Source organism: Planctomycetota bacterium, from assembly GCA_016872555.1.
GTDB lineage: Bacteria > Planctomycetota > Planctomycetia > Pirellulales > UBA1268 > F1-20-MAGs016.
Genome location: VGZO01000011.1, coordinates 76,350 through 100,757, shown reverse-complemented (window position 1 = coordinate 100,757; position 24,408 = coordinate 76,350). Strand labels below are relative to the sequence as shown.

Here is a 24,408-nt window from a genome sequence, read left to right as displayed (position 1 = left end):
CATCCACACCGGGCCCGGGACCGTCACCAGCGCCCCTCGACCGTGCCACTCGACCATCCGCCGGCGCCCGTCACGCTACCGCCACCGCCACGCCCTCCCGGCCCGAGCGTGCTCCACGGATCGGGCCCGGCGATCCGCCCGGTGGGGAGCTGGATGACCCACGGGCCTGATCCGCGCGACATCCTGACGAACGCCTCCTCCATCTGCCGCCGCTGCGCTTCCATCTCGCGCTGCTGACGACGGCGGCGGGCCTCGGCGGTGGCGGCCGCATGGGCCTCGCGGGCGAGCTGCGAGCCTTCGCCCGCCGCCGCGATCGAGTCTTCGTAGCGCTTTGCGTGGAGAGCCGTCCGGGCGGCATCGAGGGCCCTGACCGCTCCCGTCACGTCGGCCGACACCCCGTCGCCGTACCACGACGCGACGCGCCTGACGAGGCCGTCGGCTTCCTCGATGGCGCTGGCCGCCTGGTGGGCGAGCCGATCGTCGTCGTCGGCCAGTTCCACCGCGCGCGCCAGGGCGACGTCGGCCGCGTCGACGACCTGCGCCGTGCGCGGGAAGTCGGGCCGGTCGACGCGGACGGAGCGCTGTGCGACCTCGACGAGTCGCCCCGCCTCGCGGCACTGTTCGTTGGCCCGGGCCCGGTCGGTGCGCTGCCGATCGAGCCGCTCCGAGAGGCCCGCGAAGCGCTCGCCGGAGTCGGCGATCCGGCCGGGAAGCACCTCGGCGAGGGTCGCGATCTCGCGCTGCCGCTCGCCGATGGCCGAAAGGCAACCGAAGGCCCAGTCCACCTGCCGGGCGGCTTCCTCGAACAGCGCGACGGCGCGGAAGAAATGCTGCCGGCCGGGTTCGGCCGCCACGCGCGCCTCGCCGACGAGGGCCCGCGCCCGCGACAGCGCCTCGTCGGCCTTTGCGACATTGTCGGCGATGTCGTCCCACGAGTCATCGGCCGCCGCCGCCGCCAGCCAGCGCAACGCGTCGGTCGCCGTCTGTCGCGCCGTCGCGAAGCCGTCGAGCCGCGCGACCAGCGTCGGCAGCAGCTCCTCGCAGCGCTTCCGGGCCGCGGCGACGTTCTCCACCAGCGCCAGGGTCTCGCCAACCTCACGGTCGGCGGCGTCGAGATGGCCCGCGGCCGCCTCGACTTCGCCGGCGTCGAGCAGCCCGGCGGCGACCTGCTCGTGGTGCCGCGCTGCGGCGATGTGGGTCGCCGGATCGGCACCCGGTTCGGCGAGCAACCAGCCTTCGGCGCGCCGCGTGCGGACGAGGGCCTCGGCCCCGTCGATCGCACCGACCACGCCTTTGCGCCGGTCGTCGGCCGCCTCGAACGCGGCGAGGGCTTCGTCGCCACGGTCGAGCGCCGCCAGGGACCCCTCCAAGCGGCCGCGGGCCATGACGGGATCGCTCTCCACGTCGTGACGCGACAGATCGAGGGCCCGGCTCGCCTCGGCGAGGCCCGATTGGAACGACGCCCCCGAGCGTCCCCGCGCGGCCAGGGCCGCCACGCGCTTGCCGACCGCCCCGAGCCGTGTCTCGAGGCGGCCGACCAGGTCGCGGCCGGTCTCGTGGGCCGCTTCGAGCTGATCCAGCGGTGCGCGGCAGGCACCGGCGACATCGGCGAGCGGCGGCCGGGCGGCGGCGGATTCGAGCAGGGAGATGACGTCGCGCGAGGCCGCCGTTCCCAGCCACCACTCGTCCTTGATGCGGTTCTCGGCCTTCTCCCAGACCTCCATCAGCGACAGCCAGCGCTCACGGTAGCGGAGAATCGATTCCTGAACGCCTTCGTAGGTGGCCTGCGTCTGCCCCTGCATCGGCGTCCGGAAATCGGGATCGGCGTGGGGCAGCATGCGGTGGCGCTCCTGCTGCTCGTCGAGCAGGTCCGACAGCGCCACCACCTCCTCCTTGAACGCCGCCATCTTCCGCCGGGCCTCGCGCACGATCCGCCGGTGGCGCAGCCACTGCGCGGCGACGGCCGCCAGCCCGAGGGCGAGCGCCGAGCCGACGAGCAGTGCCGGGAGGGTCTGCGTGCGGAACATCCGCGCCGATTCCTCCCGCGCCTGCTCGGCGGCGACCCGCGCCTGCTCCCGCTTGGCGGCCTCGAGAATCCGGTTCTCCGTCGCGGCGATCAGTTTTTCCAACCCGTCGGCGACACCGGCATCGCCGGCCCGCGCCGCGAACACGCGCTCGATGAGGTCGGAGCGGATCGTCTTTTCGTCGAGCCCCGATTGGCGCCGGAGCTTCTCCGGCACGCGCATCGCGATCGCCCGGCCCTGCTGGTCGACGAGGATCGTCACGTCGCGGTCGGGTTCGAACCCGGCCCCGAGCCCCGAGAGGGAGTTGTCGTCGCGCTGCCGCTGCCAGCGCGTGAGGACGTCGTCGAGCAGTTCCGTCGCCGACCGCCCGTCGCCGTCGCCGAGGACGATCACCCGGTACTGTCGGCCGGATTCATTGCGGACCGCGGCGATCTTTTCCCGGAGCCGGTCGAAGGTGTCCGGAACCCCACCCACGGCGACGCCGCCTGTCGCGCTCTCCCCCTCCTGGGCCGACGCCACCGGCAGCACGGCGAACAGGGCCACGGTCACCACGACCGCCGCGAAGCCTCGGCGCACGACCAATCCGCTCTGGGAACGCATCACGATCCTCGCTCCACGCACCACGTCCACCCGGGCAGGCAACACCCTGCCATCCACCCGGCGGGGGATCGGACGGGAATTCTACGGGCCGGCGGACCCGTCGCCGCGGCTACGACCGACAGTCCGCGGAAAAACCGGCCCGCCGCGGCCGCGGTCATCGACCCCCGGAGCCATTCCCGGCGCGACCCCCGGCGCCACTCCCCGACGGGGCAGCCGACGAGCCGGATGTCTTGCCACCGCCGCGTGACGGCTGCGGCACGGTGGCGCGCGAGGAGGGAGGGGTCGTGTAGCGTGTGGAGCCGGTGCCCGATCCCGGGCGCGCTTGTGACGGAACGCCGCCACGCGGTGCCGCTCCCGGGCTGCCCGACAGGAGCGGCCCGGCACCGCCTCCACGCCGCGACGCCGAGGAGCGTGACCGATCGGGCAGTGGATAGCTTCCTCCCCGAAACACCGTGCCGTCGCCGCCGGGGATCCAGCCGAACGGCTGCGGCGTCGTGGGGGCAGGAGTCGTCGAGGCTCCCCGCTGAGCGGCCTCCGCGCCGGTCCCGCCGCGCGGGTCGGGATCGGTGGTCCGACCGCGCCGCGGATCGATCACCTCCATGATCCGCCGTTGCCGGTCTGCCGAGGCACTCGTCCCCGCCGGCTCCGACCGGGACGAGCCTGCCGAACCGGTCAGGGGAGCAGCGGGCGGGGAAGGGGTTTCCGCCGCGGTCGTGCCCCCCGGATGGAACCCGAGCGGGGCCGTGGGGTCCGACTGCGACCGCGGCCGCGACGTGACCGGATCGATGCTGCTTTCGGCGCGCTGCTGGGACCGGTGACGACGGATCTTCGCCTGGCCGATCGACGCTTCGATCTCGTCGACGTTGCCGTCGCCGTTGAGGTCGTAGCGCCTGAGGATCTGGTCGACCAGCAGCGGCCCTTGGGGAGCAGGGCCGGGGCTGGCCGGCGCCGCAGCGGCAGCGGACGATTGCGCTGCGGTGTCACCGACGGCGACCCCCGTGGGGCACGTGCCGAGGACGACGCTGGCGACGGCGAGGACATGTCGCCAGGAACGGTCCCCACCACGGGCCGGACTCCACCCGGGAAACGTCGCGAACTGCCGCATGCCAAGGCTCCCTGTCGGAGGGTTCCTGTAACGTGGCCCGGTGGCCTCGCGCCTCTCGAACGTGCAGTGTATCCGGCGGCTGGCCGCGCACTCCATGCCAGCGCCGGACCACGCGCGGCGCTCAGCCCGGGAAACGGTGGCCGAGCTTTTCCCGCTTCGTTTCCAGGTACCGCCGGTTGTACTCGTGCACCGGCGGCAGGATCGGCACCTGATCGACCACCTCGAGATCGAACCCGCCGTAGATGAAGGCGTCGGTCTTCTTGGGGTTGTTGGTCAGCAGCCTCACCCGGCGCAAGCCCAGGTCCTTGAGCAGTTGGATGCCGATGCAGTAGTCGCGCGCGTCGGCCTTGAAGCCGAGCGCGAGATTGGCCTCGACGGTATCGAGGCCGCGGTCCTGGAGCTGGTAGGCGCGGATCTTCTCGACCAGGCCGATCCCGCGCCCCTCCTGCGGCAGGTAGACCAGGACGCCGCTCCCCTCGCGCCCGATCAGCTCCAGCGCCATGTGGAGCTGGTCGCCGCAGTCGCAGCGCAGGCTGTCGAGCAGGTCGCCGGTGAAGCACGACGAGTGAATCCTGACCAATGCCGCCGGCGCGGCGGCGGGGTCGCCGGCCACGAGGACGATCGGCTGCTGGGCCTCGAAGCGGACGTCGTAGGCGATGATCCGGAACGGTCCCCAACGCGTCGGCAGGTCGGCCTCGGCGATCCGCTCGACGAGCTTCTCGCGCACGCGGCGGTGGCGGATCAGCTCCTCGATCGAGATGATCTCGAGCCGGTGTTCTGCCGCCAGGGCGAACAGCGTGGCCCGATCGGCCCGGTTGCCGGTGTCGTCGAGGATTTCGCAGAGCACCCCGGCGGGAGGGAGGTCGGCCAGCCGGGCAAGATCGACGGCCGCCTCGGTGTGGCCGGCCCGCCGCAGCACGCCTCCCTCCTTGGCGACGAGGGGAAACAGGTGACCCGGCCGCACCAGGTCGGCGGGGCGTGTCGCCGGATCGAGGATCGCGGCGATCGTCGTGGCCCGCTCCGCGGCCGTGATCCCCGTCCGCGCCGAGACGTGATCGACGGGAACCGTGAACGCCGTGCCCAACGGGGCCGAGTTGGTCTCGACCATCATCGGCAGGTCGAGGCGCCGGGCGAGGTCGGGCAGGATCGGCATGCATACCTGGCCACGGCCGTGACGGAGCATGAAATTGACCTGGGCCGCCCCGGCCAGGGAGGCGGCACAGACGAAATCTCCCTCGTTTTCCCGATCCTCGGCGTCGACGACGATCACGATCTCGCCGCGGCGGATGGCGGCGACGGCGGCCTCGACGGTGGAAAATTGCTGCGGCATCTCAAACCCTGCGGTCCCGCTGCCCGTCGCCGAAGCCCGCCTTGGCCTTCGTCCCTGCTCGCGCCGGGGGAAACCACGGCGGTTTCCCGGATCGCCGGCCTCCGGCGCCGGCCCACGTCGTCCACGGGCGGCTCGGACCTCTTCCGGCGCCGGTCCAGCGGCACCCCGATTATAGGATGCCGCTGGAGACTGACCGGCGGAGAGGGCCTCGGGAGCGGCGGAGAACGGCATGCTCGACCGTGAGGAATACATCGAACAGGCCTACCTGTTCCGGGTGCTGGCGGAGCGGATCGCCGGGGGCGTGGCCGCGCAGGAAGCGCTCCGCGCGATCGGCGAGGAAGTGCTGGCGACGTCGAAGCTGCCGATGGCGATCGACTACATGGTCGGCGAACTGAAGCTCGTCGGCACGTTGTCGACGGCGATGGCCCGCCTGCCCCACTACTTCAGCGCCTTCCAGACCTTCGTGATGCACGAGGCGGAGGAGGAGTCGGGGCGCTTCGACGTCCGCACCGCCCTGGCGGTGCTGGAACGCGAGGCAACCTACCGGGCCGAGGGGGCCACGCCCCAGGGGCTGTTCTTCTACCGGCTCGAGAGCCTGTCGCGCAACCGCCTCGACTACGCCCGGGGCCTGCTCGCGGTGGCCGACGATCCGCTGTTCGACGGCGATTGGAAGGAGTGGATCGGCACCGTGTCGCGCCAGGTCGGGCTCGTCGACCTCGCCGATCTGGTGAGCGTCCGCAGCCCCGAGTACTGGCGCCTGGAAAAACGCGACGCGCTGCTCGCCGGCCGCCCCGACACCGGCCCCGACCGGGTGATCCTGTTCGGCGAGCGCGAAGGACGGATCGCCCGGGCCAACCGCGGCAAGGATCCGATCTATTTCTTCGCCGCCCTCCAGCGCCAGCTCGGCTATCCGGCGGTGCCGCGCCCCGCGCCGGCCGGTGTCGCCGCCGAGTCGCCGGCGGCGCTGGCGCGCCGCCTCGAGCGGCTCGAGATGCGCGTCAAGCTGCTCGAGGAGGAGGCGCGCGGGGGCATCGACCTGTCGCGCTTCGACCCGAAGAACCTCTCCCCGGACTCCGCGCCGTGACCCCGGGCCCGCCGCGTGACGACGCCGCGCGGATCTGGCGCGCGGCCCTGGCCGCGGTCACTCCCGGGGCGCTGGTCGGGGCGCTGCCGGCGGACGCGATCCCCGTCGGCAACGTGGGCCGGATCGCCGTCGTCGGCGCCGGCAAGGCGGCGGCCGGGATGGCCGCGGTGGTCGCGGCCAGACTCGCCGGCGACGGCGTCGACCCGCAGCGCGTCACCGGCCTGGTGAGCGTGCCCGACGGCCTGGGGGCATGGTGCGGGGGGATCGAAATCCGAGCGACGCGTCCGCTGGGGTGCAACGAGCCGACCGCCGCGGTCGTCACGGCGACCGAGCAGATCCTCGACCTGGTCGGTGCGTTGGCTCCCGACGACCTGGCGATCGCGGTGATCACCGGCGGCGGCTCGGCCCTGCTCGAGGCACCGTCCGAAGGGATCGCGCTTGCCGAATCGGTCGGCGTGGCCAGGGAGCTGTCGCGCGCCGGGGCGGGAATCGGGCCTCTCAACACCGTCCGGCGGGCGCTGAGCCGGGTCAAGGCCGGTGGCCTGGCACGCTCCTGCCGCGCCGGGAGGATGGTCGTGCTCGTCCTCTCCGACGTGATCGGCGACCCGCTCGACCTGATCGCCTCCGGTCCCTGCATGCCCGCCCCGCCCGATCCGGCGGCGGCCCGGGCCGTGCTCGAGCAGTTCCGGATCGCCGCCGCGACGGCCCCTGCGATCCGCGCCCGGCTCGCCGGCGCAGTAGGTCCGGCGGCCGTGCCCCGGCCGACCGGCCCCGACTGGACCACACCGCTGGGGTGCCACGTCAGCCACCGTGTCGTCGGCAACAACGCCACCGCCGTCGCGGCGGCGCGGGCGGCCGCCCAGGACCTCGGCTACCGGATCGCCGTCGACGCGCCGCGACCACCGGCGGCCGACGAACCGGCCGAGGAGGCGGGGCACCGACTCCTCGGGATCGGCCACGCCCTGCTGACGGCGTCGCGCCGGGAGGGAGCGGCGCTGGCGTGGATCGAGGGGGGTGAGGCGACTGTCCGTGTCCCCGACCACCATGGGGAAGGAGGACGCAACCAGCAGACGGTGCTGGCGGCACTCGAGCGCGCGCTCGCCCCGGAACCGGACGGCTCCGGCGGCCAGTGGCCCGAAGGGCTGGTGATCGCGAGCCTCGGCACCGACGGCGAGGATGGCCCGACCGCCGCCGCCGGTGGCGTCGTCGACGCCGCGGTGGCGCGCCGGCTGGCAGGGGCGCATGGAGCGGTCGCCGCGGCGCTATCGCGCTGCGACGCCGGCCCGCTCCTGTCGCGCGGCGGCGGCCTGATCGTCACCGGTCCCACCGGCACCAACGTCGCCGACCTGCGCGTCGTGCTCGCGCGCCTGTGACCGCGGGCCCGACCCGCGCCTGCTCCCGTCAGACGTCGCAGCGGCTCACCGCCTGTTCGAGGCCGGCCAAGGCGTCGCGGGTCGGGATGAACTCGTGGCCGACGTAGCCCCGGTAGCCGATGTCGACGAGCTTCCGCATGATCGGCGGGAAGTTGATCTCCTGGTCGTCGTCGAGCTCGCCGCGGCCCGGGCAGCCGGCGGTGTGGACGTGGCCGATGACGTCACGGCACTGCTCGAGGCGGCGGATGACGTCGCCGTGCATGACCTGCACGTGGTAGATGTCGAACAGCAGCTTGACGCGCGGCGAGCCGACGCGACGGACGATGTCGGCGACCTCGTCGAGATCGTCTCCCTGGTAGCCCGGGTGGCCCTTCATCGGGTGCGTGTCGTCGCGCGTGTTGAGGTGCTCGAGGCAGATCGTCACCCCTTTCCGCTCGGCGTGGGTGGCGATCCGCTTCAGCCCCGCCACGCAGGCCGCCGCTCCCTCCTCGCGGCTGATCTCGCCGCTGGCAGGATCGTCGGCGTCGCGCCACTTGTATCCCGTGAAGGCGATCACCGCGGGCATCCCGTGGGCGGCACAGGCGTCGATCGTGCGGCTGGTGCGCTCGATGACCTCGTCGTGGTAGCGCGGGTTGTTGAAGCCGCGCATGAACGGCGCGCCGGGCATGCCGTTGGCGGCCAGGGCGCAGGACAGCCCGTGGCGGACGAGTGTCGGAAAATGCTCGGCCTCGAGGATCTCGATCGACGTGCAGCCGAGCTTCTTGGCGATCCCGCACATCGTCTCGAGATCCCAATGGTCGCCGGCGATGTTGTAGCACCAGTAGACGAGCGAGTGGTTGATGCGGCCCTTCATGAGCGCCCTCCGGGAGGCCTGGCAGAACGGTAAGCCTGAAAAAACGGTGATCCGGTGACACCCGGTCCAGCGGATGGTACACCGTTCGGGACACTGGAACCATGTCGGAGCCCCTCATGGCATCGCTGAAGCGGATTCTCGTCACCGGCGGCGCCGGGTTCCTCGGCAGCTACCTCTGCGAGCGGCTGGTCGAGGCAGGCCACGACGTGATCTGCATCGACAACTTCTTCACCAGCCAGAAGACCAACGTCGCCCACCTGCTGGAACGTGGCAACTTCGAACTGATCCGTCACGACATCGTCCACCCGATCTGGTTGGAGGTCGACGAGATCTACAACCTCGCCTGTCCGGCCGCGCCAGGCCACTACCAGTACAACCCGATCAAGACGATGAAGACCAGCGTGCTGGGCATGATCAACATGCTCGGCATGGCGCGGCGCTGCGGCGCGAAGATCCTCCAGGCCTCGACCAGCGAGATCTACGGCGACCCCGAGATCCACCCGCAGTCGGAGAGCTACCGCGGCGCCGTCAATCCGATCGGCCCGCGGGCCTGCTACGACGAGGGCAAGCGGGCCACCGAGACGCTCTGTTTCGACTACCAGCGCGTCCACAAGACACGGATCCGTGTCGTCCGGATCTTCAACACCTACGGCCCGCGGATGCACCCCTACGACGGCCGCGTGGTCAGCAACTTCATCCGCCAAGCGCTCGCCGACGAGCCGATCACGATCTTCGGGTCGGGTAACCAGACGCGCAGCTTCTGCTACCGCGACGACCTCGTCGAGGGCATCATCCGGATGATGAACGGACCCGACGACTTCCACGGGCCGGTCAACATCGGCAACCCGGGCGAGTTCACGATCCGGCAACTCGCCGAACTGACGATCCGGCTCACCGGTTCGAAGTCGCCGCTCGTCGAGCGGCCGCTTCCCCAGGACGATCCCGAGCGCCGCCGTCCCGACATCACGCTGGCGGAATCGCGGCTCGGGTGGCGCCCGACGATCGCCCTCGAGGACGGGCTGACCCGGACGATCGACTGGTTCCGCTCGGTCAACCTCTCCGAATACCGGGCTCCGACACCGAACTATTAGATGGTCTTTCCGCCATCACAGGGGCCCGCGTAGCCCCTCTGCAGAGCCCGAGCGGAGGCTTCCTCCGATCACGTCCCGGCTCCCGCGTCGCAGGCTCCGGATCCGGGCCTTGGGCAACCTGGGAAAACCCTGCCGGAACGTCTTGAGTCCTCCGGTCGGGGAAGACGATTCCAGACTCCCGAAGGGTGTGCCTGGAATTCGACCGCGATGCATCACCGAGTGTCCACGTTCGGATTCCGAGGCCCCCTGCTGCCGCTGGGCCTGGCGAAAGAGTGCCTCTCGTTACGCGACGATCGACACGATCTGTTCATGGCGGACACCCCCTTCCAATCCGTCGTCCCTGGCCATCGCCAGCCGCCATCCGGCGGACACCCGCCGCCGATCGCGCCGCTCGAGGGCGGTTTTCCGCGGCCGCGGATCTCGGTGATGCTGCCGACGTTCGAGCCGGATATTTCGCTCGAGCGAGCGCTGTCGAGCGTGCTGTCGCAGGCGCCGACGACGACGGCCATGCAGATCGCGGTGGTCGACGACGGCTCGCGGTCCTCCGACGTGCGTCGGCTGGTCAGGAGCGTCGATCGTGACGGCCGGGTCGAGATCCACCTCCACCGGCAGCGGCTCGGTCTGGGACCGAATTGGAATCGCGCGATCGCCCTGGCCCGTGGCGAACTGGTCCACCTGCTCCACCAAGACGACTACGTCCTGCCGGGGTTTTACGAGCGCGTCGACCAGGGGTTCCGCCGGGTTCCCGCGCTGGGCATGGCCTTCTGCCGGACGCGGATCGTCGACGGCGGCGACCGCCTCATCAAGACGACGTCCCGCCAGCAGTGGACCGCCGGAGTGCTCGGTGGATGGTTGCCACGGATCGCCGAACGCCAGCGCGTGCAGACACCGTCGGCGGTCGTGCCGCGGGCGACGTACGAGCGGCTCGGCGGCTTCCGCACCGACCTCCGGCAGGCGGTCGACTGGGAGATGTGGGTCCGGATCGCCGCGGACGCACCGGTCTGGTACGACCCCTGCGTCCTCTCCGTCTACCGTCGCCATCGCCACAGTGAATCGACCCGCCTCCTTTCCAGCGGCGCCATCTGGCCCGATCTGATCCGCGCGATCGCCATCAACGCGGCGCGGTTGCCGGAGGAGCAGCGCGGGAAAGTCCGCCAGGCCAGTGCCCGCTGGTACGCCGGCTCGGCGATCCGCACCGTCGAGAAGCAGCTCGCCGGAGGCGAGTACCACGCCGCGGCCCTGACGCTCGAACACCTCCCGCGGCTGCTCGAGTTCCTGCCCGATTCCGGCAACCACAGCCTGCCGCTGCGCCGGGCGGGCCTGCTCCAGGAACGCCTCCGGTCGATTCACCGCCGGGCGGCCTGACCGCGGGCCGGGGCGGGATTGCGGGGTGTCGGATGCGCCGGGCCATCATCCTCGCCCACTTCGACCGCCACGGCGTCGTCGACCCGTACGTCGGTGCCGCCCTGGCCGCCTACCGTTCGGTCGCCGACCGGATCGTCCTCGTGTCTGCCACGGTCGGGCGGCTACCCGGCGAGCTCGCGGGGGTCGTCGACCTGTTCGTCCCCCGAGTCAACGAAGGCTACGACTTCGGAAGCTGGCGCGCGGGCCTCGAAGCGCTCGGCGACACGACCGCCTTCGACGAGGTGGTGTGCGTCAACGACAGCGTCTACGGTCCGTTGTGGGATCCCGCCGCGGCGTTCACCCACCCGCGCGTCGCCGGAGCCGACTTCTGGGGGATGGTGCGGTCGGACCAGTCGCCGGCCAGCCGCGCGGGCCGATGCTGCGCCCACCTGCAGAGCTGGTTCTTCGCCGCCCGGCGCCGGCTCCTCGACCATCCGGCATGGCGGCGTTTCTGGGAGGACGTCGTCCCCCAGCCGTCGAAGGAACGGGTGATCGACCGCTACGAACTGGGCCTGTCGGAGATGGTCGCGGCAGCGGGGCTGTCGACCGCGGCGGTGTTCGACGGCACCCACGCCGGTCGGCTCTCGGCCGGCGAGATCCTGCCGCATCTGTCGCTCGGCGATCCGCTGCGGAGCTGGAAACATCTGCGGAAGGCCCGGCGGCTCCCCCACAACCCGTCGGAACTGGCCTACCGCCGCCTCCTCGCCGCGGGCGTGCCGTACGTCAAGGTCGGACTGTTCCGCACCAACCACTACCGTCTCGACCTCGGGCGGGTGCGGCGCGACCTGCGCGAAATCGGCTGCGACCTGAGGCTGGTCGATCGGCACATCAAACGGGTCGCGGCCTGACGCGGCCGCGCCATGGGAAATGCCTTGCGTTTCCCGGGCCGCCATCGGCCTCGTCCCGGGCCGATCACTTTCGCCCCTGTCTGCGGTGCGGCGCCGTTTGGAAACGGCCCGGGTTCCTGCCATATTTGGGGCCCCCGTCTCCACCCCCATCCGGGCCGGTCATGAAGATCCACGAATACCAAGCCAAGGATCTGCTCCGTGCCGCCGGCGTGCCGGTCCTTGCCGGCCGTGTCGCCCGCACGGCCGACGAAGCCGCCGCCGCCTTCGCCGCCCTCGGCACGCCGGTCTGCGCCGTCAAGGCGCAGATCCATGCCGGCGGACGGGGCAAGGGCCAGGTCACCGGCTCCACCCAGCGCGGCGTGGAACTGGCCCGGAGCGCCGACGACGCGGCCCGGATCGCCCGGGGCCTGCTCGGCAAGTCGCTGGTCACCGTCCAGACCGGGCCGGCAGGGCAGACCGTCCGCCAGGTGTTCGTCGAGAGCGGCTGCCGGATTGCCCGGGAGCTGTACTGCGCCGTCCTCGTCGACCGGCGCGTCGGGTCGCCGGTGCTGATCGCCAGTACCGCCGGTGGCGTCGACATCGAGGAGGTGGCGGCGAAAACCCCCGAGGCGATCCTCTCCGAACCGTTCGACGCCGATCGCGGGCTGGCGGGGTACCAGGCCCGGCTCCTGGCGGCGAAACTCGGCCTGCCGACGGCATCGTGGCGGGCCGCGGAGCAGTTTTTCGGGAGCCTGACGCGGGCCTTCGTCCGGCTCGACGCGTCGCTGCTCGAGATCAATCCGCTCGTGCTCACCGAGGACGGGGCCCTGGTGGCGCTCGACGCCAAGATGACATTCGACGACAACGCCCTGTTCCGCCACAAGGACGTCGTCGCCCTGCGCGACGAGGCCGAAGAGGAGCCGGCCGAGATCCGCGCCGCCGCCGCCGGCCTGTCCTACGTCAAGCTCGACGGCACGATCGGCTGCCTGGTCAACGGCGCCGGACTGGCGATGAGCACGATGGACCTGGTGAAGCTCCACGGCGGCGCCCCGGCCAACTTCCTCGACGTCGGCGGCGGCGCCGACGTCAAGGCGGTCACCGAGGCGTTCCGGATCATCCTCTCCGATCCCGCGGTGAAGGCGGTCCTGGTCAACATCTTCGGCGGGATCATGCGCTGCACGACGATCGCGACGGCGCTGGTCGAGGCCTCGAAGACGGTCGGTTTCACCGTCCCGCTGGTCGTCCGCCTCGAGGGCACCGAGGTCGAGGAGGGAAGGCGGATCCTCGCCGAAAGCGGGACGACGATCATCTCCGCGACCGGGCTCACCGACGCCGCCAAGAAGGTCGTCGCCGCCGCCAGCCGCGCCTGAAGCCATCCGCCGTCCGCTCCCGGATACCGACCGATCATGAGCATCCTCGTCAACCGCGACACCCGCGTCATCTGCCAGGGCATCACCGGGCGGGTCGGTGAGTTCCACACCCGCGGCTGCCTGGAGTACGGCACACGGATGGTCGGCGGCGTGACGCCGGGCAAGGGGGGCGAGGAGGTCGCCGGTCTGCCGGTGTTCGACACAGTCGCCGAGGCGGTCGACTCGACCGGCGCCAATGCGACGATGATCTTCGTGCCCCCGCCGTTCGCGGCCGATGCGATCCTCGAAGCGGTGGGCGCGGGAATCGAGCTGGTGATCGCGATCACCGAGGGGATCCCCGTGCTCGACATGGCGCGGGTCCTGCCGGTGGTGAAGGCCTCGCAGAGCCGGCTCGTCGGCCCCAATTGCCCCGGTGTGATCACGCCGGGGCAGTGCAAGATCGGGATCATGCCCGGCTACATCCACACCCCCGGCCACGTCGGCGTGATGAGCCGCTCCGGTACCCTCACCTACGAGGCGGTGTGGCAGCTCACGAGCCTCGGCCACGGCCAGAGCTCGTGCGTCGGCCTCGGCGGTGATCCGCTCGTCGGGTCGAGTTTCATCGACATCCTCGCGCTGTTCGAAGCCGACCCCGACACCCATGCGATCCTCATGATCGGCGAGATCGGCGGCAGTGCCGAGGAGGAAGCGGCCGAGTTCGTGCGCCACCACGTCACCAAGCCGGTGGCGGCGTTCATCGCCGGCCGCACCGCGCCGCCGGGCAAGCGGATGGGCCACGCCGGCGCGATCATCTCCGGCGGCAAGGGGACCGCGACGGCGAAACTCGAGGCGCTTCGCGCCGCCGGGATCGAGGTCGCCGACAGCCCGGCCGACATGGGGGAGGCGGTGGTGCGGGCGATGGCCCGGGGCGGACGGCGGTAGCGAGCCGCGGTCCTCGCCGTGCTGGAGCGCCGATGAAGGTCGACCTGTTCATCCCCTGCTTCGTCGACCAGATGAGCCCCCAGGTCGGGATGGCGGTCGCCGCCGTCCTCGAACGGCTCGGTCACCATCCCGTGTTCCGCCCCGCCCAGACCTGCTGCGGCCAGCCCTCGTTCAACGCCGGATACCTCGACGAGGCCCGCACGGTCGCGTCGCGGGCAGTGGCGCTGTTCGCCGACGCCGAGGCGGTCGTCGGCCCGAGCGGCTCGTGCGTGGCGATGATGCGCGTCTTCTACCCGCAGTTGCTCGCCGGCACGCCCCACGAGGCGGCGGCGCTCGATCTGGCGGCGCGGACCTTCGAGCTCGGCGAGTTTCTCGTCGACCGGCTCGGCGTCGACGACGTCGGCGCCGTGTTCCCCCACCGCGTCACGTACCACGACGGCTGCCACGGCCTCCGCGAACTTCACATCCGCGAGGCCCCGCGCCGGCTCCTGGCGGCGGTCCGCGGCCTGGAACTGGTCGAATGCGACGAGCGCGAAAGCTGCTGCGGATTCGGCGGACTGTTCAGCGTCAAGTACCCGATGATCTCGACGGCGATGGCCGAGGTGAAGGCGGGATCGCTGTCGCGCACCGAATGCGATTACATCGTCTCGTCCGACCCGAGCTGCCAGCTCCAGCTCGACGGCTGGCTGTCGCGGCACGGCAAGGCGATCCGCACGATCCACCTCGCCGAGGTGCTGGCGCGGACGGCGTGAAGGCGCCTCACTCGACGACGACGGCGATCGTGCGGGTCGCGGGGTCGGTCTGCGACACCAGGCCGACATCGGCGGCGGTGATCGCCGCGACCACGTCCTTGAGTTTGCCGGCGAACGGCAGCGTGATCACGGTCACGTCACTCGACCGCGTCCAGGTGCTTCCCACCACTCCCAACGCCTTCGACAGCCGCTCGGTCAGCCCCTCGGCATCGAAAGCCGACGCCGCGGTCACACGGATCACGACCTTGTCGGCGGTCTGTTTGTCCACCGGTGTCGGCGGCACCGGCGTCACGGGAGGCGGCGGCGCCGGAGTCGGGGCCGGGGCGACGGGAGTTGCCGCCGGCGGAGTCGGCGGCGCGACGGGCTGCCCCTGGGCGAGCGTCGCCTCGGGCCGTGCCTGGGCGTCCCCGTCGCGTTTCGGCGGCACTTCGCGCCCTACGGAGACGGTCAGCCACGGCCCGAGCCGGTAGCGCTCGAGCAGGCCGACGTCGCGCAAGCGGTTGCCGTTGGCGTCGTTGTTGCTCGTCAGCGGCGAGAACTTGCCGTCGCCGTCGGCGTCCTCGAAAGGCTCGTCTTCTTCGCGGGTGCCGTTGAGATTCAGGTCGGCGAACACCTCGCTGTTTTTCCAAGGGTTGAGCTTCCGCTCGAGGTCCTCCAGGGGTGTCGCCGCCGGTTTTGCGTCTTCGGCAGGGTCGTACTTGCGTCCCGGCTCGCCGTCGAGGAGCACGGCGCGGAGCTTCCCGTCGGGCTCGGCCCAGCGGGCGAACGCCTGGAGGAGCGGCGTCCCGAAATCGATCTGGCGCCGTGGGTCGAGGCGCCCCGCCCACGCCGGCAGCGGCGCCATCGACAGCGCGATCTGCAGCCCGCCGGCGACGATCATCCCCGCCAGCCCGCCGACGGCGACGCCGCCGATGGCGTCGATGAGCGGCGGGAAGCGGACCTCGTCCTCCTGCACGAACCCGCCGACCGCGACGCGCAGACCGAGGCCGATCGCCACGGCGACGACGACGAACGACATCACCGCCAGGTACACGGGGGGAGCGTCCGCCACCCGCAACCACTCGGAGACGCGGTCGAGGCCGGCCAACCCCGCCATCACCGCCACCAGGGCGCTGAGGCCCCACAGCGTGGCCACGAACAGCCCGCTGCGCAGGCCGACCAGCGCCATCGCGATCACCACCGCGATGGCGACGAGGTCGCCCCACTGCTGCAGCACGCCGTCGGCCAGAAGCATCGTCACCCCCCGTGTCGCCCCGAGCCGCGGCGCGTCACTTGAGCACCCGCACCACCTCGTCGACGCTCGTCTGTCCGGCCAGCACCTTGCCGACACCCGAGTCGAGCAGCGTCCGCATCCCCCCCTTCCGCGCCGTCGCCCGGATCACCTGCACGCTCGGGCGGCCGACGAGCAGGTCGCGGATCGCGTTGTCGAACACGAGCAGTTCGTGGACACCGGTCCGCCCCTTGTAGCCGGTGCCGAGGCACTGCGGGCACCCCTGCTCACGGGCGCGGTAGAGCGTGACTTTGCGATCGAGCGGGATCCCGAGCCGCTGCCGCTCCTCGGCCGGGGGATCGTAGGGCTCCTTGCACTTCTCGCACAGCAGCCGCACGAGGCGCTGCGCGAGGACGGCGGTGACGGCCGACTGCACGAGGCTGATATCGACGCCGAGGTCGAGCAGCCGCGTGATCGTCGTCGGGGCGTCGTTGGCGTGGAGGGTGGTGAACACGAAGTGGCCGGTCATCGCCGCCTGCATGGCGATCTCGGCCGTCTCCTTGTCGCGGATCTCGCCGACGAGGATCACGTCGGGGTCCTGGCGCAACACCGAGCGGAGGATCTTCGCGAACGTCAGGTCGGCGGCGTTGTTGACGGCGGTCTGGGAGATCCCCTCGAGCCGGTACTCGATCGGATCCTCGATGGTGATGATGTTCCGCGAATAGACGTCGATCTCGCCGAGAGCCGAGTAGAGCGTCGTCGTCTTGCCCGAGCCGGTCGGGCCGCAGACGATCAGCATCCCGTGCGGCTGCTGGCAGATCTCGCGGAGTGGCTTGAGGATCGAGTCCTTGAGCCCGATCTTCGCCAGCCCCCCCTTCACCATCCCACCGTCGGCGTCGAGGAGCCGCAGCGACATCTTCTCGCCGTAATTGGTCGGCGCACTGGCGGCACGGACGTCGAACCGGCGTTCTCCCATGATCACCGCGAACGTGCCGTCCTGCGGGCGGCGGCGCTCGGCGATGTCCATGTCGGCGAGGACCTTCATCGCCGAGAGGACCGCGCGACCCTCCTCGGAGGGAAGTTCCGACACCTTCTGGAGCATCCCGTCGATCCGGCAGCGGACGACCATCTCGTCGCTGCTCTTGGGTTCCATGTGGATGTCGGTGGCGCGCATCGGCACCACCTTGAGGAACATGTCTTGGAGCGATTTGACCGCCCGCGAGGTCTCGTCCCGCCCCCGGCTGTCGACGACCGTGCCGTCCTTCTTCACCAGTTGGATCTGTGCCGGGCCACGCGCCACGGCGCGGATCGGCTGGGAGAAGATCTTGTCGACCGTCGGGCCGAGCCCGATCGGCTCGGCGACGGCGCGGATCATCCTCACCGCCGTCCGCGGATGGAGGATCTTGTCGAACGGCGGGGCCTTGGTGTCGCGGTACGCGCAGTAGCCGACGAGGGCCGCGGGCACGACGAGGATGAACAGCGGCAGGCTCGCCAGCCCCTGGTAATAGCCGGCGAGGAGGAAGAGCACGCCGACGAGGCAGTAGAGCAACGACCAGGGCATCGAGCGCCCGAGGGTCACGCGCGCGTCGCGGTCGACCCACATGCACGACGCCGCCCATGCCACCGCCAGGGCGATCCACACGCCGCCGGGGTAGAAAAACCGCTCGAAGGCTGCGTATGGAACCATGCCGACGGCGCGGGAGCGCCACTGCTGGAAGCGGGGCGGAGGCGGGATCGGAACCGGCGGGGGTCGATCGTGAAGAGCCCCGATCGACCCCCGTGTTCTACCCTGTCGGGGGGCTGAAATCCACGGCACGACCCCGTTGGCGCGGCCGCCACGGCTATCATCGGGTCGTCCGGATTCCGGCCCCTTCGGTGACACGCTCATGATCGCTCCCCAGTCGTCGCCGGGCAGCCATCCCGCTCCGGCGGACGACGATGGCGGGCACGGCGTCGCCAAGCGCCGCTTCCTCCACGACGCCGCCGTCAGCGCCGGCGACGAGCCGCGCCGTGGATTCATCCGCCGCGCCCTGGCCGGCTACGAGCGGACGCGCGATGCCCAGCAGGCCCGGTACCGCGACTACGAGCAGGCGCGCGATGCCGCCAGCCTCGCCAAGTGGGCGGCGGTCAATCACCTCGACGAGCTCCTGCCGCGGTTCGAAGCCGCGTTCACCGCCAACGGTGGCGTCGTCCACTGGGCGCGCGATGCCGCGGAGGCGCGGCGGATCGTCCTCGATCTCGTCCACGCCGCCGGCGCGAAGGCCGTGATCAAGAGCAAGTGCATGACCAGCGAGGAGATCCACCTCAACGCCGCCCTCGAGGCCGAGGGGTACGCCGTGGTGGAGAGCGACCTCGGCGAGTTCATCCAGCAGCTCCGCGGCGAGCCCCCCTACCACTTCGTCTTCCCCTGCATGCACGTCCGCCGCGACGAGATCAGCGCGCTGTTCTCCGAGCACCTCGGCAGCCAGCCGACATCCGATCCCGAACAGCTGACGATGATCGCCCGCCGCCACATGCGGCGGCTGTACGTCGAGGCCGACGTCGGCATCACCGGTGCCAATTTCCTCGTCGCCGAGACGGGCCAGATCTCGATCACGGAGAACGAGGGCAACGCCCGGCTCACGGCCGGCCTGCCGCGCGTGCACATCGCGATCGCCGGCATCGAGAAGGTGATCGAGCGGGTCGACGACCTCGCCGTGCTCCTGCCGATGCTCGCCACCGCCGGCACCGGCCAGCCCCTCACCTGCTACAACACGCTGTACGCCGGTCCGCGGCGCGCGGGGGAGTGCGACGGCCCCGAGGAGATGCACCTCGTGCTCCTCGACAACCGTCGCACCATGCTGTTGGCCGATGCCGAGCAGCGCGACGCCCTTCACTGCATCCGCTGCGGCGCCTGCCTGAACGTCTGCCCGATCTTCAAGAACGTCGGCGGCTTTACCTACGGCACGACGTACCAGGGGCCGATCGGCTCGGTGATCACGCCCCACCTCCGCGGCCTCGCCGAGTGGAACCACCTCTCCGGGGCCAGTTCGCTGTGCGGCGCCTGCTCCGCCGCCTGCCCGGTGCGGATCGACATCCACCATCACCTCCTCCACAACCGGCGCAACGCCGCGCGGACCGCCCCCGACCGGCGCGAGCGGTTCGGGCACCGCGTGTTCGCCTTCGTGGCGGCCCGGCCGTGGCTGTTCGCGCTGGCCGGTCGGCTCGGCCGGCTGACGCTGCCGCTGGCGAAGCGCCTCCGCCCGCCGCTGCTGCGCGAGTGGCTCTCCTCGCGCGACCTGCCGCCGGCGCCGCGCCGGTCGTTCCGCAGCCAGTGGCGCGCCCGGAGGGGGGCATGAGCGATTCGGAGCCGCAGCGCTCGGCGCGCGACACGATCCTCGCCCGGGTCCGCGAGGCGCTGGCCGAGCCGGCGCCGCTTCCCCACCTCGCCCACGCGCCGGCCCCTCCGGCCGGCGGGCTGGCGATCCTCCCCGCCGAGGCGGCACGCCCCTGGCTCCCCGACGGTGGCGACACACCCGACGAGCGGATGCGGATCCTCGTCGACAACCTCGGCAGGCTCCGCGCTGCCGTCCACCGCGTCCCCGACCTCACCGCCGCCACCGAGCTGGTGTTCGCCGTGGCACGCGAGCGCGACTGGAAGCGCGTCGCCTACCACGACCACCCCCTGGTCGTGCCGCTCCTCGCCGGCGTGCCCTGTGCGACGCACGGCGTCGACGGTGCCGCCGCCCACGGGACCGCGGCGGCGAAGGATGCCCTCGAGGCCTGCGACGCCGGCATCAGCGCCTGCGAGGCACTCGTCAGCCAGACCGGTTCGATCCTCGTCTCGAGCGCCACCTGCGGCGGCCGCGGTCTGTCGGTCGTGCCCCACGTGCACCTGGTGATCGCCACCGCCGACCAGATCGTGGCGACGCTCGCCGATGCGCTGGCGCTCGTCCGGCGGCGGCATTCCGGGGCGCTGCCGAGCATGCTCTCGTTCGTCACCGGGCCGAGCCGCACCGGTGACATCGAACGGATCCTCGTGCTCGGCGCCCATGGCCCGCGCGAGCTGCTGGTCGTGATCGTCGGCTGACACGCCGCGCCGTCACGATCCTCGTTTTCGGCACCACCGGTCATTTTTCGACCGCGGTGAGTTTTCCGGTCGCGGTGACCCGATCACCTCCTGTGAGTTTGCCGCCCGCGCAAACCCTGGCGGTCGCGGAACAGCGCCTGGTATCCGCTGCCCGACCGCCGCCAGGGGAGGCCACCGACAGGCTCGACCCGGGCTCCGCGCCACCTGCTGCCGTCGACTGGGGACGACAGCCGCGGCCGGAACCGGTTTCGGTGTTCGCGAACCGTCAACCGCGTCTGTTTTTTCATCCAATTGGAGGATTCCGTGAAGAAGAGTCTGTCGTTCGGCTTCCTGCCCTGGGTGGCCGCCGCCGCGATCTGCGGCAACGGGCTGGCCCGTGGCCAGGACGCCGTGATCGAGGGGGTCAAGGACAACTCGGTGCTCGTCGGCGGTGCCGCCAAGCCGGCCGCCCCGGCCGCCGAGGGTGCGATCATCTCGGAGTCGGCCCCGGTCGCCGAGTCGGCGGGGATCGCCGACGGTGCCGCTGCCGCTCCCGCGACGCGCACCGTCCAGCGCCGTGAGTGGGTCACCGAGATGCGTGACGTCCAGGTTCGGGAATGGTCAAAGGAGCAGCGGGAGCGGTCCTACACCGTTTCCAAGCGGGTGCCGCGGACCGAGGAACGGACGCGGAACTACACCGTGATGGTGCCGGAGACCCGGACGAAGACGGTGAACTACACCGTCAACACGATCGTCCCCGAGACGCGGACCCGTGAGTACACGGTGCGCGTCCCCTACACGGAGACGATCGAGAAGTCCTACACGGTCTGCGTCCCCGTCAAGGAACAGCGGACGCGGAGCTGGACGGTGAAGGTTCCCTACACCGAGTGCGTCGAGCAGGCGTACACGGTGATGGTGCCGGTCAAGGAGGAGCGGACCGCGACCTACACGGTGCGCGTGCCGTACACCGAGCAGGTCGAGGAGACCTACACGGTGCGCGTCCCCTACACCGAGCAGATGACCGGGTTCCGTTCGGTCACCAAGCGGGTGCCGAGCAAGTTCACCAAGACCGTCACGGTCCGCGGTGGCAGCTGGCAGACCGAGGTCAAGGAAATCTCGGCCAACGGCAAGTACGACGCCGACGGCAACCCCTGTTGCCCGAAGACGGTCTGCTGCCGCAAGTGGGTGCCGACCTGCGAGACCCGGGAGATCGAAGCCACGAAGTGGGAGTGTGTGACGGAGCAGGTCCCCTACACCTACTGCGTCACCAAGTTCCGCTGCGAGACGCGGAGCCGCACCAAGTGCCTGCACAAGAGCCGTTGCGAGGAGCGGACCCGCAGCTACTGCGTGACGAAGTTCGTCCCCGAGCAGCGGACGCGGATGGTGAAGGTCAACAAGAGCCGCGCGGAGGTCCGCACCGGGACCTACTGCGTCACGAAGATGGTCCCCGAGACCCGCACCAAGACCCACTGCGTCACGAAGTTCCGCTGCGAGACGCGGACCGCGACCTACACGGTCAACAAGTGCGTCCCGGAGTGCCGCTCGAAGGAGGTCTGCTACACGGTGATGGTCCCGCAGCAGAAGAGCTGCACCTACACCGTCACGCTGTTCGACACGGTGTGCGAGACGAAGACCGAGAGCTACACGGTCTGCGTCCCCCACTGCGTCACCAAGCAGGTCCCGGTCAAGGTCTGCCGGACGATCTGCGAGGAAGTGCCGGTCGACCCGTGTGGCGGCAACGGCTCGGGCAACGGCTGCGGCGACGGCGGCGCCAACGGCGGTGACTGTGGCTGTGGCAATGCCTCCGGCAACGGCAACGCCGGCTGCGGCAAGGCCCGCAAGGGTTGCGGCCTCTTCAAGAAGGGCTGCTGATCACCAGCGTCCCAGCGAGGGTTTTCCCGGGGGGTCGGGCGCCTGACGCCCGACCCCCCGCCTTTTTTCATCAATCACCGGCGTTTTCCCTGCTGCCCCGCCCGCGTCCCGGCGCTACAATCGAGGCTCACGGTTTCGCCGACTTCCGGAGCCCGACCCATGCCGAGTGTTCATGCCGCCGCGGCGCGGCAGTCCCTCTCCGAGAAGACCGACTCGCGGACGTGGGCGTGGATCGCCCTGGCGGTGCTGGCGCTGGCCGCCATCGCCGGCCTGGTGTGGTGGTGGTGGTCGTCGCGCGAGGATCCGCGGATCATCGAGTTCCGGCAATTCACCCAGGACCTGGCGAAGCAGTACCCGCCGACCGATCCCCCCAAGGGGATGCTCGACATGGCCGCCCGAGTGACCGCGGCGGTGGGGTGGTTCGGCAAACTGCAAGCCCTGCCCGAACATCTCCGCAAGGCGGCGTTCAAGGAGGGGGAAAAGGTGATGATGGCCTCGATGAAGGCCAAGATCGACGGCTACTTCACCACCCCACCCGACAAGCGGCAGGACTACCTCGACCAGCAGATCAACGGCTTTGACTCGATGCGGAAATTGTTCGAGGGAAACCGGTCGCAGTTCGCCTCGATGCTTCCCAAGGGACAGGGCGGGCAGGGGGGCCAAGGGAGCGGTGGAGCGCCGCAGGGGCCCCCCCGGAGCCGTTCCGAGGAGGATCGCAACGCCTGGCGGAAGAACATGCTCGACCGCTCGACGCCGCAGGATCGCGCGCGGTTCAACGAATTCTTCGGGGCCGTCGAGCGGCGGATGCGCGAGCGCGGCATGACCCCGGGCGGCGGCCCGCGTCGCTGACAGGCGCATGAACCACTGGCTGGTCAAGAGCGAGCCGGAAACGTTCTCGATCGATGATCTCGCCCGGGCACCGCGCCGGACCACGTCGTGGGACGGGGTGCGGAATTACCAGGCACGCAACTACCTCCGCGCGATGGCCGCCGGGGACCGCTGCCTGTTCTACCACTCCAATGCCGCGCCGTCGGCCGTCGTCGGCATCGTCGAGGTGGTCGGCACGGCCCGCCCCGACACGACCGCGCTCGATCCGCGGAGCCCCGGTCACGATCCCCGCGCGACCGCCGCCGAACCAGTCTGGTCGACGGTCGACGTCCGCCTCGTCGAGATCTTCCCCCGGGGGCTGCCGCTCGACGAGCTGCGCGGCGTGGCGGCGCTGGCCGGCATGGAGCTGCTCCGCAAGGGGAGCCGGCTGTCGGTGATGCCGGTGAGTGCCGCGCAGTTCCGGGCGGTCGTGGCGCTGTCCCGACGGAAGGCCTGACGCGATGGCCTGCCGCGGCGAACCGCCGGCCGACGACCAGCGCCCCGCCGGGCCGCTGCCCGAGCCCCTGCAGTGGGTGGCCGACGGCCTCGACCGACTCCGGCAGCGCGACCTCGTCCGCCCGAGGCGCATGCGCCATGGCCGGCAGGGGCGCGAGGTCGTGCTCGACGGGCGCCGGCTCGTCAACTTCGGCGCCAACGACTACCTCGGCTATGCCGGCGACGTCCGGCTCACGCGGGCGGCCTCGCGGGCAGCGTGTGCCGAGGGGTTCGGCGCGGGAGCCAGCCCGCTGGTGAGCGGCCGCTCCGCGTCGCACGCCGCCCTCGAGCGCGCCCTCGCCCGGCTTCTCGACACCGACGCGGCGCTCCTCTTCGCCAGCGGATTCGCCGCCAACGCCGCCACGATCGCCGCCCTCGTCGGCCCCGGCGACACGATCGCCAGCGACGCCCGCAACCATGCGAGCATCGTCGACGGCTGCCGCCTGTCGCGGGCCACCGTCGCCGTCTTCCCGCACCGCGACGCCGCCGCCCTCGGGCAGATCCTCGCCTCGGCGCCTCCCGGCCGGAAGCTGATCGTGACCGACGCGCTGTTCTCGATGGACGGCACGGTGGCGCCGCTGGCCGATCTGTGCGCGCTGGCCGCGCGCCACGGGGCGATGCTGATGGTCGACGAGGCCCACGCCACCGGGGTGTTCGGAGCCCGGGGCAGCGGGCTGGTCGAGGCCAGCGGTTGCGCCGACGGCGTCCACGTCCGCGTCGGCACGCTCTCCAAGGCGCTCGGCGCCGCCGGCGGGTTCGTGGCCGGCCACCGGCTGCTCGTCCAGTGGCTCGAACACTCCGCCCGGGCGTGGATCTTCTCCACCGCCCACCCGCCTCCCGTGACCGGAGCGGCACTGCGCGCCGTGGAGCTGCTTGCCGAGGAACCGCAGCGGCGCACCGAGCTGCTGGCCACCGCCACGGCGCTGCGGCAGCGGCTCGCCGCCGTCGGCGTGGCCGTCGGCGGTGAGGCGACGCCGATCCTCCCGGTGATCGTGGGCAGCGCCGCCGCCGCGGTCGCGCGCTCGAAGCGGCTGGCGGAGGCGGGATTGTTCGTGCCGGCGATCCGCCCGCCGAGCGTGCCGGAGGGGGAAAGCCTGCTCCGCGTCAGCCTGTCGTGGAGTCACTCCGTCGACGATCTCGACCGGCTGGTGGCGGCGCTCGCCACGGGCTGAGGACGGGGCG

Annotated in this window: 20 protein-coding genes; 14 read left to right on the top strand and 6 right to left on the bottom strand. The window is 71.4% G+C overall.

Translation table 11 applies throughout. The features are described 5' to 3' along the window. Nucleotides 1–23: 23 nt before the first annotated feature. The 3 genes from FJ309_05810 to ribB form a co-directional block, all read right to left on the bottom strand. Entirely contained in the window at nt 24–2,627 is a 2,604-nt protein-coding gene (locus tag FJ309_05810) for a TPM domain-containing protein (GenBank protein ID MBM3954117.1), read from the bottom strand. A 151-nt stretch (nt 2,628–2,778) separates the two neighbouring features. Continuing rightward, nucleotides 2,779–3,729 (bottom strand): hypothetical protein, encoded by a 951-nt coding sequence (locus FJ309_05805; protein MBM3954116.1) that lies wholly within the window; start codon nt 3,727–3,729, stop codon nt 2,779–2,781. Between the two features lie 121 nt (nt 3,730–3,850). Next, nucleotides 3,851–5,059 carry a 3,4-dihydroxy-2-butanone-4-phosphate synthase gene (gene ribB, locus FJ309_05800; protein ID MBM3954115.1) on the bottom strand — a complete coding sequence of 403 codons (1,209 nt, stop codon included), beginning with the start codon at nt 5,057–5,059 and terminating at the stop codon, nt 3,851–3,853. Between the two features lie 229 nt (nt 5,060–5,288). Here ribB and FJ309_05795 point away from each other — a divergent pair, with 229 nt between their 5' ends. Further along, complete coding sequence (locus tag FJ309_05795; protein MBM3954114.1) at nt 5,289–6,143, top strand: hypothetical protein; 855 nt, start codon at nt 5,289–5,291, stop codon at nt 6,141–6,143. Continuing rightward, nucleotides 6,140–7,516 (top strand): DUF4147 domain-containing protein, encoded by a 1,377-nt coding sequence (locus FJ309_05790; protein MBM3954113.1) that lies wholly within the window; start codon nt 6,140–6,142, stop codon nt 7,514–7,516. Before FJ309_05795 ends, FJ309_05790 begins: the two co-directional genes overlap by 4 nt. Nucleotides 7,517–7,544: 28 nt before the next feature. Here the strand turns inward: FJ309_05790 and FJ309_05785 are convergent, their stop codons facing one another. Next, a complete protein-coding gene (locus FJ309_05785; GenBank protein ID MBM3954112.1) occupies nt 7,545–8,369 on the bottom strand; it encodes a TIM barrel protein in 825 nt (274 codons plus the stop codon). A 116-nt stretch (nt 8,370–8,485) separates the two neighbouring features. On the opposite strand from FJ309_05785, the gene FJ309_05780 reads away from it, so the two are divergent. From FJ309_05780 to FJ309_05755, 6 genes are all read left to right on the top strand, one after another. Next, a complete protein-coding gene (locus FJ309_05780) occupies nt 8,486–9,460 on the top strand; it encodes an SDR family oxidoreductase (GenBank protein MBM3954111.1) in 975 nt (324 codons plus the stop codon). A gap of 207 nt (nt 9,461–9,667) precedes the next feature. Further along, nucleotides 9,668–10,825, top strand: a complete 1,158-nt coding sequence (locus FJ309_05775; GenBank protein MBM3954110.1) for a glycosyltransferase — start codon at nt 9,668–9,670, stop codon at nt 10,823–10,825. A gap of 32 nt (nt 10,826–10,857) precedes the next feature. After that, nucleotides 10,858–11,712, top strand: a complete 855-nt coding sequence (locus FJ309_05770) for a hypothetical protein (protein ID MBM3954109.1) — start codon at nt 10,858–10,860, stop codon at nt 11,710–11,712. 161 nt (nt 11,713–11,873) lie between these two features. Next, the gene (sucC, locus tag FJ309_05765) at nt 11,874–13,061 is read left to right on the top strand and encodes an ADP-forming succinate--CoA ligase subunit beta (protein ID MBM3954108.1); all 1,188 of its coding nucleotides are present in this window, start codon (nt 11,874–11,876) and stop codon (nt 13,059–13,061) included. A 36-nt stretch (nt 13,062–13,097) separates the two neighbouring features. Then, a complete protein-coding gene (gene sucD, locus FJ309_05760; protein MBM3954107.1) occupies nt 13,098–13,982 on the top strand; it encodes a succinate--CoA ligase subunit alpha in 885 nt (294 codons plus the stop codon). Between the two features lie 32 nt (nt 13,983–14,014). Continuing rightward, nucleotides 14,015–14,734 carry a (Fe-S)-binding protein gene (locus tag FJ309_05755; protein MBM3954106.1) on the top strand — a complete coding sequence of 240 codons (720 nt, stop codon included), beginning with the start codon at nt 14,015–14,017 and terminating at the stop codon, nt 14,732–14,734. Nucleotides 14,735–14,741: 7 nt separating this feature from the next. Here FJ309_05755 and FJ309_05750 read toward each other — a convergent pair whose 3' ends face one another. After that, the gene (locus FJ309_05750) at nt 14,742–15,974 is read right to left on the bottom strand and encodes a CvpA family protein (protein ID MBM3954105.1); all 1,233 of its coding nucleotides are present in this window, start codon (nt 15,972–15,974) and stop codon (nt 14,742–14,744) included. 28 nt (nt 15,975–16,002) lie between these two features. Beyond that, nucleotides 16,003–17,631: a type II/IV secretion system protein gene (locus tag FJ309_05745; GenBank protein MBM3954104.1), complete on the bottom strand. Its 1,629-nt coding sequence runs from the start codon at nt 17,629–17,631 to the stop codon at nt 16,003–16,005. 199 nt (nt 17,632–17,830) lie between these two features. On the opposite strand from FJ309_05745, the gene FJ309_05740 reads away from it, so the two are divergent. From FJ309_05740 to FJ309_05715, 6 genes are all read left to right on the top strand, one after another. Next, nucleotides 17,831–19,282, top strand: coding sequence for a lactate utilization protein (locus FJ309_05740; GenBank protein ID MBM3954103.1), 1,452 nt, complete (start codon nt 17,831–17,833; stop codon nt 19,280–19,282). Continuing rightward, a complete protein-coding gene (locus FJ309_05735; protein MBM3954102.1) occupies nt 19,279–20,013 on the top strand; it encodes a hypothetical protein in 735 nt (244 codons plus the stop codon). Before FJ309_05740 ends, FJ309_05735 begins: the two co-directional genes overlap by 4 nt. Before the next feature lie 303 nt (nt 20,014–20,316). Further along, on the top strand, nt 20,317–21,864 hold the full coding sequence (locus tag FJ309_05730; protein ID MBM3954101.1) for a hypothetical protein: 1,548 nt from the start codon (nt 20,317–20,319) through the stop codon (nt 21,862–21,864). Nucleotides 21,865–22,023: 159 nt separating this feature from the next. After that, nucleotides 22,024–22,713: a hypothetical protein gene (locus FJ309_05725; GenBank protein MBM3954100.1), complete on the top strand. Its 690-nt coding sequence runs from the start codon at nt 22,024–22,026 to the stop codon at nt 22,711–22,713. A 7-nt stretch (nt 22,714–22,720) separates the two neighbouring features. Further along, a complete protein-coding gene (locus FJ309_05720; GenBank protein MBM3954099.1) occupies nt 22,721–23,188 on the top strand; it encodes an EVE domain-containing protein in 468 nt (155 codons plus the stop codon). Between the two features lie 4 nt (nt 23,189–23,192). Beyond that, nucleotides 23,193–24,398 (top strand): 8-amino-7-oxononanoate synthase, encoded by a 1,206-nt coding sequence (locus FJ309_05715; protein MBM3954098.1) that lies wholly within the window; start codon nt 23,193–23,195, stop codon nt 24,396–24,398. Nucleotides 24,399–24,408: the final 10 nt, after the last annotated feature.